Raw genomic sequence first — 12029 nt, 5'->3', positions numbered from 1 at the left:
GTCCGCAAAAGTGGGATAAAAGATTTGGATTTATGCAAAAAGTGGACACATTTTCTCATCTCTTTCATATAATTTACCAATACAAAAAAAGTTGGTCGAAGGAAAGAAGGGGAAAGTATGTCAGAACGGATATATAATAAACTTGTATTGTATGCAAATATTTTGCAGAAAATTGGTTTTATTAATGAAAAAGAAAAAAGTGAAATTCTTCATACGATAAGTAAAAAGGCCCTCTGAATAAAGGGCCTTTTCATTATTTTCTTTGGAAATATAAATTTAATGTAATATTCTCATTGAAAATGATAATGATATTCATTATCATTTATTTGTAGATAATTGATAAATGTTGTCAATTAAAATATATATGATAGGGGATATTATTTTGAAAAAAAATATATGAAGGCGTTAGTAATAGCAACAACATTAGCAATTCCATTTGCTGCATACTCTACTCCAGCATTAGCAGCACTAAAAGTTGAAGCAAATCAATCGGTGGTAGCAGCTAGTGAACGTACATACGATACTGAGATTAAAATATATAAGGACAAAAAAGACGAGCCATCTATGGTTTCTCAATATATAAAAGATCCTAAAGTAGCGATTGCAGACGGGAAAAAAATTGTTACTGTAACAATACAAGATAGCGATTATTTTCAATATCTTAGAATAGAAGATAAAAACCAACCAGGTGTATTTCATGATGTGAAAGTTTTGTCAGAAGATAAGAGAAAAAATGGGACGAAAGTAGTTCAATTTGAAATTGGCGAGTTTGAGAAGAAGCACAATATGCAAATGCATATACTTATTCCAGCTATTGGATACGATCACAAATATCAAGTTCAATTTGAAATTAAAGATCCAACTGTAGGTGACAAAGAAACAGAGAAACCAGATGATAACTCTAATTCAGGCAATACGGAAACAGATAATCCAGTTGATAATCAAAATATGATAACAGATAACAAATTAAGAGAACTTGTTAATAAAAAAGTATTTAATAGAAAAGATGTAAATACACCAATTACGAAAGAAGAGTTATTACAAGTAAAGGACTTGTTTTTAAATACGAATGAGATTCTTGATTATAGTGCATTAAAATATATGCCAAATTTAAAATCTTTAACAGTTGCGAATGCGAAGATAACAGATCCGTCGTTCTTTGCGAACTTGAAGCAATTAAATCATTTAGCTTTACGTGGTAATGAATTTTCAGATGTAACGCCACTTGTAAAGATGGATAATTTAGAATCTCTTGATTTAAGTAATAATAAAATTACAAACGTTGCACCATTAGTTGAAATGAAAAATGTAAAAAGTTTATATCTATCAGGAAACCAAATAGAAGATGTAACAGCATTATCGAAAATGGAACAACTAGGTTACTTGAATTTAGCAAATAATAAAATTACGAACGTTGCTCCATTAAGCGCATTGAAAAATGTAACATACTTAACTTTAGCCGGTAATCAAATTGAAGATATTAAACCGTTATATTCATTACCTTTAAAGGACTTAGTATTAACGCGTAATAAAGTTAAAGATTTATCGGGTATTGATCAAATGAATCAATTAAATAAATTATTTATCGGAAAAAATCAAATAGAAGATGTGACACCACTTGCTAAAATGACTCAACTTACAGAATTAGATTTACCTAACAATGAGTTAAAAGATATAACGCCATTATCTAGTCTAGTAAACTTACAAAAACTTGATTTAGAAGCAAATTATATTTCAGACTTATCGCCAGTTAGTAAGTTGGATAAGTTAGTATATTTAAGTTTTGTTGCAAATGAAATTCGCGATGTTAGACCAGTAATCGAACTAAGTAAGAAAGCTTATATTAATGTTCAAAACCAAAAAATCTTTCTAGAGGATACAGAAGTAAATAAAGAAGTGAAAGTACCTATATACGAAAAAGACGGCGAGGTATCTACAAAAATCCGTCTGAAGAGCGATGGTGGTACGTATAGTAAGGGTATAGTGAAATGGAGTACACCAGGTGAGAAAGTATATGAATTTGGAGTGAAAGATCCATTTGCGGATACAGGCATTTTCTTCACTGGTTCTGTGATTCAAAAGGTTGTAAATGAAAAAGTAGCCGAAGAGGTAATAGAGTTTAAAGATGTACCAAAGGGTCATTGGTCAGAGAAAGCAATTAATCATTTAGCGAAAGAAAAATTATTTGTAGGCTATGGAAATGGAAAATTTGGATTTGGTGACAATATTACGCGCGGTCAAGTAGCAGTTTTAATACAAAAGCACTTGAAGCTGGAGCGTAATCTAGAACAGAAAGCGAAGTTCACAGATACGAAAGGGAATGCATATGAAGGGGCTATTGAGGCAGTTGCACAAGCTGGAATTATGACTGGATACGATAATGGTCAGTTCCGCCCAGATGGAGTATTAACTCGATATGAAATGTCAGTAGTATTACAAAAAGTATTCCAGTTAAAGGGAAATGAAAAGAGTGTAGAGAGCTTTATTGATGTACCGACTGGTCATTGGGCGGAAGGATATGTGAAAGCGTTAGCGGATAATAATATATCAAAAGGTGATAGAAAAGGAAACTTTTTAGGTGGTGATTTCGTAACACGTGAACAATATGCACAGTTTTTATATAACGCGATAACGAAATAAAAGATGAGAAAATACGTTATTCTTTGATTTAATAAGAATAACGTATTTTTTATGTACAAAATGAAATAGGCAATAGACAGGAGTATAGATAGATGAATGGCCCATTTTAAAGAAGAGCTGTGAAACTATATTGACAAAAAGGCGTTCTCGTGTGATAATTCAATTAAATTTTTAGAATAATCAAAAAATATTCCTTTTACATAGAAAGGATTCGAACATTATATAAATATTATGCCGGGGGTGACGAAATGTTATTTTTTCTAAAGAAATGGAATGAATTAAAAGATGTGAAATCTGAATTGGCACTTCGTGATTGGTTTTATGGTACAAAAATTAGTTTATCACTCTGTACGTCAAAAGAGCCGTTAACTTTTTTAGTAAACGTTGAGGGAAGAGATAAAGGGTTATTTTCAGAAGAAGACTTTATTGTTGTTAATTGTATGTGTGAGCCAGTATTTGAAAATGAAGAAAAACCAGCTGTAGAATCGTTTATGCATGCGGATATTTATAAAAAGAGTAGTGCAGAATGTATTTTACAAGTGCAGACTGTAGATAGCCATTTAATATCAGAGTTATATGGAGAAGAAGGGGAAGTAACATTTGATAAACGTAGTGTGGAACGTGTTTTTGGAAAAGAAGGTATAACAGAAATGACAATTCCCATTGTAGAAGATGAGAAGAAGTTTGCTGATTTATTAGAAAATAATGTGCCGAATTTTATTGAAGGTGGAGGAGTAGTTCTTGTTCATAATTATGGCATGATTGTGTGGGGGAAAACTCCAGAAGAAGCGAAAAAATGGCTAGAGGGTATAGAGTATTTAATGAATTACCATGTAAAATTGTTAATGATAAAAGGTGCAAAGAGCTCTGTTATATAAATGGTTTTTGATGTCGTTACAAGTCACCAAACAAATGAAAGCGTTTTAAAAATAATTTCACTCATAAAATATAGGTCTCCTTATTATATATAGATTACATGTTGACATGTAAGGAGGAACATATTTTGCGAGTTAAATATCATTTTCTGCCAAAACAGCAAGTAACATTTTGCAAAATAAACGATTCAGGTGAAGAGGCTTTGCACATTATGAATGAAACGGGATTTCGAGCAATCCCTGTATTAGCAGAAGATGAAAAGAAATTCATGGGGATTATTTATAAAGTAGATCTTTTAGAAAAGAAGTGTAATAGCGGATTAGAGAAATTAAGTACGGAACATATGCTGGAAGATTCCTCTGCATTTATTTTTGAAAAGGATTCTTTTTTTAGAGCATTTTATGTTATTCGTCGACTTCCATTTTTAGCTGTGCTAAATGACTATAATGAATTTGTCGGTATCTTAACGCATTCTAATGTATTTGATGTTATTGAAGATTCATTCGGTATGCGGACGGGTGGTTATATATTAACAATTGCAACACAAGATTGTAAGGGAACGATTAAAGAACTTGGGACATTGTTGAAATCTTTTAATATCGGTGGACTATTTACGCTAGATAACGGTGATCAATATATTCGCCGCGTTATCGTAAATATAACGGATGAGTTAAATGAAAAAAGATTGAAGCAATTAATCGGAAAAATAGAGAAAAAAGGATTCAGGGTGAGTCATGTAGATTATATTTAAGGTGGAAAGGGACCAATTTGCTATATGCAGATTGGTCCCTTTTTTAGTGTGAGTAATGAATCTTATTTTGAAACAGGAGGCGGAGATAATGCTAAATCAGATAAAAAAATAAAATCTGCATGGGCACGAATGTTAGGAATAGAAGACTCTATAACACGTGATGTAATTTCACCTGGAGGTCCAACATGTCCGATAGCTACCATAATTGGTTTTTCTTGAAGTTTTTTAATGAGTAATTGGGCCTGTTTTGAAATATGTGCCGCTGTATACACATCATCAAAAAATAATTGGTTTTCAATAATAGGCACTCCTAATTCTTTCCCGATTTTTGGGACAACACTCTTAGGATTTGTTTTGCTATCTAAATAAAATAAACCGTGTTTTTTACAAGCTGCAAGTATAAGCCTTACAATTCTTTCGTCTGCAGTCACTTTTGATCCCATATGATTGTTCATCCCAATTGCATGTGGTACTTCTTGAATCGCTTGTTCGAGTCGGTTATTTATTTCTTCGTCGCTTAAATCAGTTGTAATTGCTTTTGGTCCAAGCCATTCTTTTTTACCTTTAATAGGTTCCATTGGCATATGTATAATAACTTCGTGCCCTTTTTTATGAGCCGCTATCGCATCTTCCTTTGTAGAAGGGAGAAAAGGCATAACGGCAACAGTCAGTGGAATAGGAAGTGATAACATTTTATCAGTCCCCTTCATATTATTGCCGAAGTCATCAATGACAATAGCAACTTTGTTTGTATGAGCTTTTGCTTGAACAGGAAATAAGAAGGATGGTAAGAACATAGTAAATATAAGCAATGCAATCGTATATTTGCGCATATAAATATTTCCTTTCTAGTTTATCCGGCTATTTGCGAGCGGTGAGGAATGAACAAAATCCCCAATGATTAAATTGCACTTTATCAATCATCATTATGTTTTGCGTTTTTATATAAATTAAACAAAAAATGTCGAAGAAAAGTATATGGAAAATAGAAAATCCGCTATTTAATTGGTATTTGTAAAAAAAGAAGATGAAAAAAATGTCTATTATTGCGAATGTATTTACAAAGATAGAATAATTTGTAATAATTCTCAAAGTGAGGGTAAAGATTTGTAAATTACAGGGAGAAAATGTTAAATTTTCTGATTCTTCAAATTCAAATATGATGTAAGTAGTTAAAAGGCTGATGGAGAAGTGAAGTAGAGAGCATGGAATATAATAAGGGGGATATGAATGTTTACTGTAAAAAGGAAGTACACATTAGAAAAGCTTTCACGTGATATTCATATGAAACGTGAAGAAATGATTCAATTAGGTTTAACGAGTGGGTTAAATAGTATGGAGACGATTCAAGTGAGTCAAGAATTGGACAAGCTTATTTTACAGTACCAGTGTTATAAAGAAAAACAAACACCAAAATGGTTATCAATTATAAAGGTACCTATTTTTCAAATTGGGTATGAAGGGAAATCGAGTAATTTTTGGCGAATGCTTGTAGCTGGTTTTATGAAATAAGTATAATTACCCTTTTGGGAGAAGGATAATTATACTATGTGTAACGGAATTTCGATATGAACGGTCGTTCCTTCGTTTTCTATACTGTCGATAAAAATATGCCCATTGTACATCTCTACAATTCGTTTACATATGACAAGTCCAAGACCTGTTCCAGTATCTTTATTAGTAAAGAACGGATGAAAGAGGTGTTTTTGAATATGTTTTGGAATCCCTTTTCCAGTATCTATAATTTGCAATTGTGCGTGTGTTTCATTGTTCGTTACGGAAATAGTTAGTGTGTCACCAGAAGTCATGGCTTCAATTGCATTTTTTGTAATGTTTAAAACCACTTGTTTCATATGGTCTTTTGAGCAACGGATATGAACAGGATGGTCTGGCAAATGTAAATTGAATATAATGTTATGTAGATTCGCCTCAGATTGAATAATTAATGCTACCTCATTTAGAATGTTTCTCACATCATATGTTTGTTCAATGATAGCAGTTGGCTTTCCAAGAATAAGAAATTCGCTTACAATTTCATTAATCCGTTCTATTTCTTGTTCGATGACGGAAAAATAGAACTGATCTTGTTCATCTTTATATTTTTCTTTTAATAGAGCGACGAGTCCTTTAATTCCGGTAAGCGGATTACGGATTTCGTGGGCTGTACTAGCTGCAAAAGTGCCAACTAATTCAATTTTTTGTAGTTCATTTTGTTGTCTTTCCAGTTTTGTTTGGCGTTTTAACAACATATATTGAGCAAGTAAAAATAAAATAGACATTAAAAATAAAGTAGCTATACACTCTATTGAAACCCACTGATATAATGTTTTTTGATGGATAGGCAATGGAGAAACAGAGACCTTCCAATTTAATCTTTGGAGTGGGGTAGTAAGCATATTAGAATGCGCATCACTTGTTTCGTTATTATCATCGGTGAGAAAAACTACATCATACTTATCAGTTACTTCAAAGTGGTATTGTGGCTTAATGGCATTTAAAGATGCTGAAATGTAGTCAAAGCGTAAACTTGCTAATAATAAGCCCGATAGCTCCTTCTGTTTATTGAAAATGGGAGAAGCAATTATAATAGCTTGATGCCCAAGAACACGATCTGTAATGACTGATGATACAGTTGTTTTCTTCGTCTGTAACGCGTCTTGAATATATTTACGATCTGAGACATCAATAGGTGGTTGGTCGCCTTCGGATGCGACTGTAATGATACCTTCTGGTGTAGCGTAATATAGACCAGAAAAGCGTGCATCGTTTCCATCTGTATCATGTACAATTTGTTTTACTCCATTTATATTTCCAGTCTCGGTTCCTACGACTTTTGAGAGCATTTCTAATGCGGAAATTGCTTCACCAAGATGATGATCTAAATAGTCTCTATATAAAAAGAGAACCGTGTGAGCAGATAGTTTGTTTTCCTGTTTCATTTTATACGAATGATATGAATAAAATGTAGCACCAATCCCTATCGTTGGTAGGATAACAAGCAATATATATAAAACGATGCTGTGGAATTTGACTTTCAAGTTTGGTACTCCTTCTTTTTTATTATCATTATATATAAACTATGTTAAAATTGTCATGTTTTTATTCAAGAATCATTCATAATATATTTGGGGAGAGGTAATGAATGAGTGAATACTCATTCGGAATTTACATGAAGTACTAAACTGTTTTTCTTTTTATTACTGAGAATTTAAGTGAAGGGTTGAAAGTTGTATGACATCAAATAATGAACGAGAAGATATTTCTCAATCTCTAAAAGTATTTATTGCATTATCTCGTGTACATCGTTCTGTTATGGATACTACAAATAAATCTATACAAAGTAACGGGTTAAATCCAACTGAATTTGCTGTATTAGAACTGCTATATCATAAAGGTGGTCAACCACTTCAGCAAATTGGTGAGCGTATTTTAATAGCGAGTGGCAGCATTACATATGTTGTAGATAAGCTAGAGAAAAAGGGACTAGTAAAGAGAATTCCGTGCCCGAATGACAGACGTGTTATTTATGCACAATTAACTGAGTCTGGAGAGAACTTTATTGCTTCTATTTTTCCAGGGCATGAGCAAGTTATACATCAGTCTTTTGAAATGTTAACGAAAGAGGAAAAGGATGAATTACTTGATCTATTAAAAAAGATTGGAAAGTATGAAAAGTAATAGTATGTGCCAAAGGAGCTTTGGATAACGAAATCCAAGGCTTTTTTGTTTACATGTAATTATGACAATAGCTGCCGTATTTTGCTGAAGAATAAGAGGAGATTTGTAAGTAAGCATTGAATTATAGTAAGGATGCACATAATGGAGAGGAGGCTCGTTCATGTCATTTAAAGACTATGAGTATAAACGGCCAAATATTGAAGAATTAAAAGAGAAGTTTACTGTTGCCTTAGAGAAGTTTGATAACGCCAAAACGGTAGAAGAACAAAAACAAGTCATCAATTCAATTAACGAAATTCGCAACGACTTCGGTACAATGGGGAATCTTTGTTACATTCGTCATTCTGTTGATACGACAGATGCTTTTTATAAGGAAGAGCAAGATTTCTTTGATGAATTCTCTCCAGTTGTACAAGGATATGGTACAAAGTATTATCATGCGTTAATACATTCTCCATACCGTGAAGAATTAGAAGCGTATTATGGGAAGCAATTATTTGCTTTAGCGGAGTGTGATTTAAAAACATATTCTGATGACGTGGTGAAAGATTTACAATTAGAGAATAAATTGTCTTCACAATATACGCAGTTATTAGCATCTGCAAAAATTGACTTTGCAGGAGAAGAAAGAACGTTATCGCAGCTTATTCCATTTATGCAAGGGAAAGAAAGAAGTGAACGTAAAGTAGCGAGTGAAGCATACTACGGATTTTTAGCTGGGAATGAGGAAGAGTTAGATCGTATTTATGATGAGCTTGTTAAAGTGAGAACGAAAATCGCTAAATCTTTAGGTTTCAAAAACTTTGTTGAACTTGGATATGCAAGAATGTACCGTACAGATTATAATGCGGAAATGGTGGCGAATTATCGTCAGCAAGTACTTGATTATATTGTTCCAGTTACAACGGAATTAAGAAAACGACAACAAGCACGTATCGGTGTAGAGAAGTTAGCTTATTACGACGAAAACTTTGAGTTTGCTACTGGTAATCCAACTCCAAAAGGAGATGCGGATTGGATTGTTAATCATGGGAAAACGATGTATAAAGAGTTATCGGCTGAAACGGATGAATTTTTCAATTTTATGCTAGATAATGATTTATTAGATTTAGTTGCGAAAAAAGGAAAAGCTGGTGGCGGATATTGTACATATATTGAGAATTATAAAGCTCCATTTATTTTCTCGAACTTCAACGGAACATCTGGCGACATTGATGTATTAACACATGAAGCTGGTCATGCTTTCCAAGTATATGAAAGCCGTAAGTTTGAAATTCCAGAATACAATTGGCCAACGTATGAAGCATGTGAAATTCATTCTATGAGTATGGAATTCTTTACATGGCCATGGATGAAGTCATTCTTTGAAGAAGATGCAGATAAATATTATTTCTCTCACTTAAGCTCAGCGCTTCTGTTTTTACCGTATGGTGTATCTGTTGATGAATATCAACATTATGTATATGAAAATCCAGAAGCATCACCAGAAGAGCGTAAGACAGCATGGCGTAATATAGAGAAAAAGTATTTGCCGCATCGTGATTATGAAGATAATGATTATTTAGAGCGCGGTGGTTTCTGGCAACGTCAAGGACATATTTATAGCTCGCCGTTCTACTATATAGACTACACATTAGCACAAATTTGTGCACTGCAATTTTGGAAACGTGCAAGAGATAATAGACAAGAGGCGTGGGAAGATTATGTAACTCTGTGCCAACAAGGTGGAAGTAAATCATTCTTGGAATTAGTAGAAGTTGCAAATTTAACATCACCATTTGCTGAAGGTTGTGTGAAAAGTGTCATTACAGAAATAGAAGCGTGGCTACATGCGGTTGACGACACAAAATTGTAAAAAACATGCGCTTTTTTTCACATGTTTAACATCGACATAACGAGAAAATGATGAGATAATAAAAGAAAATTCAGAATACTAAAAGGTGTTTCTAATAAGGGACACCTTTTTTCACCAACAAAAAGGGGGGAAAGAAGTATGCTTCAATCTAATATGGATGTGAGTTTAGAAAGTTTGGTGAACTCGTTACAGTCTACCCGAAGCACGCTATTATCAGAAATTGAAATGTTAAATGATACAGAAGTGAATGTAAAACCGCGCCGTGATAAATGGAGTATTATTCAAATTTTGCATCATTTACATTTAGTTGAACAATCCGTCACATCTGCCCTTGTATATGCTTTACAAAAAAATGAAAGAAACACGACTCCATTTAAAGACCTCCAACTTACGCTTGATCGCACACATAAACGAGAAGCTCCTCAGCAAATGCAACCAACAGAAACGTTAATGAAAAAACAGCAAGGAATTCAATTACTAGAACATTCACGACAAGAACTATTACACGCGCTTCATAGTGTGCTAGATGAAAAAGATCTATTTGAAAATGGATTAAAGCATCCGGTTTTTAATGATCTGAATTTGTATCAGTGGGTTCAATTTCTTGATTTGCATGAACAAAGACATCTTACGCAGTTAAAAGAGGCGAAACATGCAATTTTACAGCGATAATTAGAAGGAAGTGGGAGACCACTTCTTTTTTGATACGTGCATAGTTTTCTTTCTTATTTTGGAATACTACATGGAGAAAGAATAGAAGGAGTTGAAAAGTATGTCCAACAAAAAGAAAGAAGAAGAGCGCGCTTGGAAAGCACGTAAAGAAAATCAAAAACCACATGGAAAAGTGAAAGCCTTTGCTGAATTAGTTGAAGGAACAGAAAAAACGTGATGATTATTTCATCACGTTTTTTGTATGAGCGGAAAAGTTAATAAGAAGGTTGTACCAGTCCCTTTTTCGCTTATAATATCAATTTTTCCATTCATAGCTTGCACAACACTGAATACGACCATCATTCCAAGACCAGTCCCTTTTTCTTTCGTTGAGTAGAAAGGGGATCCAAGGCGTTTTACTTGTTCTTGATCCATACCAATCCCTGTATCTTTTATATACAATTGTATATGTTTATGATCTGGAACTAAAGTAAGTACGAGATCACCGCCTGTAGGCATAGCCTCAATACAGTTTTTTAAAATATTTAATAAACATTGGTTCAGTTTTTGTTTTTCACCAGCGATATAGAAAGATGTACTTTGTTTGATGTAGTGGATACGAACGTTTGTTAAATTAGCAAGAGGTGTGATTAAAGATAAGGCATGCAATAATTCTTCCTCTACTTGTAACTGTTGTTCTTTTTCGATACTTGGTTTCGCAAAAGTTAAGTAATCTGTAAGAACATGATTTGCTTGTTCGATTCCGTTGATGGCTATGTCGATATATAATTTTCGTTCTTGCTCAGTACATGTATTCGACTGCAAAAGTTGTAAAAATCCTTTTGTTGAAGTTAATGGATTGCGAATCTCATGTGAGATGGACGCGGCCATTTCGCCAATTAAATGGAATTTTTCAGCATTCATAAGTTCGTTTTGAAGACGAACTTGCATTTGTAGTATGTGTAGCAAATATAAAGTAAGGATTGTTCCAATTATTGTACATATTTCGTATACGATAATATGTGGTATATAATCTGCACTATTTGTAACCTCTAAAAGGAAAGATGGTATCCACCCTAAGCCAAATATGAGACTGTAAAAGATAGCGAGTGCTATTTTTATACGATTAGAACTTCGGTTAAATAGTTTGTATGTTAATAGTAGAACAATAAACAGTAAAACCGAAGCGATAAGGGATGGGAATACACCTATTCCCCCTAATAAGAAGCGGTATATGTTTAATACAGCTAAGATGGAAGCGCCAGCAATAGGGCCTCCTGTTAATGTACCGACAATTAATACGATATGGCGCATATCAAATTGAAATCCATAATTTGTTTTTGCTCCAAAAGTAATACATAGTATGGTAGTGAGGCAACACAATGTAATAAATATAGCTGAATTTAATTTAGGAGAGCGTTTCCCTTTTTGATTCCAAAATAAATGGTATACGAGCATGGTAACGAGGATGAATAATATATTTAAAAAGAGATAAATAATAAAGGGTTTCAGTAGGGTGCCTCCTCTCTTCTCATATTAAATTAATCATACTATAAAATGATAGAAATGAAATGAGAA

At 33.3% G+C, this 12029-nt stretch carries 11 protein-coding genes; 8 read left to right on the top strand and 3 right to left on the bottom strand.

Annotated elements, in window-relative coordinates; translation table 11 throughout:
• Window positions 1-396 precede the first annotated feature (396 nt).
• The 3 genes from MR115_RS12555 (at window position 397) to cbpA (ending at window position 4267) form a co-directional block, all read left to right on the top strand.
• Window positions 397-2640 (top strand): NEAT domain-containing leucine-rich repeat protein, encoded by a 2244-nt coding sequence (locus MR115_RS12555; RefSeq protein ID WP_242241509.1) that lies wholly within the window; start codon window positions 397-399, stop codon window positions 2638-2640.
• A 248-nt stretch (window positions 2641-2888) separates the two neighbouring features.
• Window positions 2889-3518, top strand: coding sequence for a class II aldolase/adducin family protein (locus tag MR115_RS12550; RefSeq protein ID WP_061678866.1), 630 nt, complete (start codon window positions 2889-2891; stop codon window positions 3516-3518).
• 125 nt (window positions 3519-3643) lie between these two features.
• Window positions 3644-4267, top strand: a complete 624-nt coding sequence (gene cbpA, locus MR115_RS12545) for a cyclic di-AMP binding protein CbpA (RefSeq protein ID WP_242241507.1) — start codon at window positions 3644-3646, stop codon at window positions 4265-4267.
• A 62-nt stretch (window positions 4268-4329) separates the two neighbouring features.
• Here cbpA and MR115_RS12540 read toward each other — a convergent pair whose 3' ends face one another.
• Complete coding sequence (locus MR115_RS12540; RefSeq protein ID WP_132131474.1) at window positions 4330-5100, bottom strand: divergent polysaccharide deacetylase family protein; 771 nt, start codon at window positions 5098-5100, stop codon at window positions 4330-4332.
• 397 nt (window positions 5101-5497) lie between these two features.
• Between MR115_RS12540 and MR115_RS12535 the strand changes: the two genes are divergently transcribed.
• Entirely contained in the window at window positions 5498-5779 is a 282-nt protein-coding gene (locus MR115_RS12535; protein ID WP_000495532.1) for an aspartyl-phosphate phosphatase Spo0E family protein, read from the top strand.
• A gap of 29 nt (window positions 5780-5808) precedes the next feature.
• Here MR115_RS12535 and MR115_RS12530 read toward each other — a convergent pair whose 3' ends face one another.
• On the bottom strand, window positions 5809-7305 hold the full coding sequence (locus tag MR115_RS12530; RefSeq protein ID WP_242241505.1) for a DUF3149 domain-containing protein: 1497 nt from the start codon (window positions 7303-7305) through the stop codon (window positions 5809-5811).
• Between the two features lie 193 nt (window positions 7306-7498).
• Between MR115_RS12530 and MR115_RS12525 the strand changes: the two genes are divergently transcribed.
• The 4 genes from MR115_RS12525 (at window position 7499) to MR115_RS12510 (ending at window position 10689) form a co-directional block, all read left to right on the top strand.
• Complete coding sequence (locus MR115_RS12525; protein ID WP_000203340.1) at window positions 7499-7945, top strand: MarR family winged helix-turn-helix transcriptional regulator; 447 nt, start codon at window positions 7499-7501, stop codon at window positions 7943-7945.
• A 160-nt stretch (window positions 7946-8105) separates the two neighbouring features.
• Window positions 8106-9800: a M3 family oligoendopeptidase gene (locus MR115_RS12520; RefSeq protein WP_242241503.1), complete on the top strand. Its 1695-nt coding sequence runs from the start codon at window positions 8106-8108 to the stop codon at window positions 9798-9800.
• Between the two features lie 138 nt (window positions 9801-9938).
• Window positions 9939-10472 (top strand): DinB family protein, encoded by a 534-nt coding sequence (locus MR115_RS12515; RefSeq protein ID WP_097816693.1) that lies wholly within the window; start codon window positions 9939-9941, stop codon window positions 10470-10472.
• 100 nt (window positions 10473-10572) lie between these two features.
• Complete coding sequence (locus MR115_RS12510) at window positions 10573-10689, top strand: DUF6254 family protein (RefSeq protein WP_000066280.1); 117 nt, start codon at window positions 10573-10575, stop codon at window positions 10687-10689.
• Window positions 10690-10700: 11 nt separating this feature from the next.
• Here the strand turns inward: MR115_RS12510 and MR115_RS12505 are convergent, their stop codons facing one another.
• Window positions 10701-11909: an ATP-binding protein gene (locus MR115_RS12505; RefSeq protein WP_242241501.1), complete on the bottom strand. Its 1209-nt coding sequence runs from the start codon at window positions 11907-11909 to the stop codon at window positions 10701-10703.
• Window positions 11910-12029: the final 120 nt, after the last annotated feature.

The sequence above is a fragment of the Bacillus cereus group sp. BfR-BA-01309 genome, assembly GCF_022664315.1.
Taxonomy (GTDB): Bacteria; Bacillota; Bacilli; order Bacillales; family Bacillaceae_G; genus Bacillus_A; species Bacillus_A mobilis.
The sequence above is the reverse complement of the archived record's forward strand: the minus strand, read 5'-3'. Positions and strand labels throughout refer to the sequence as shown.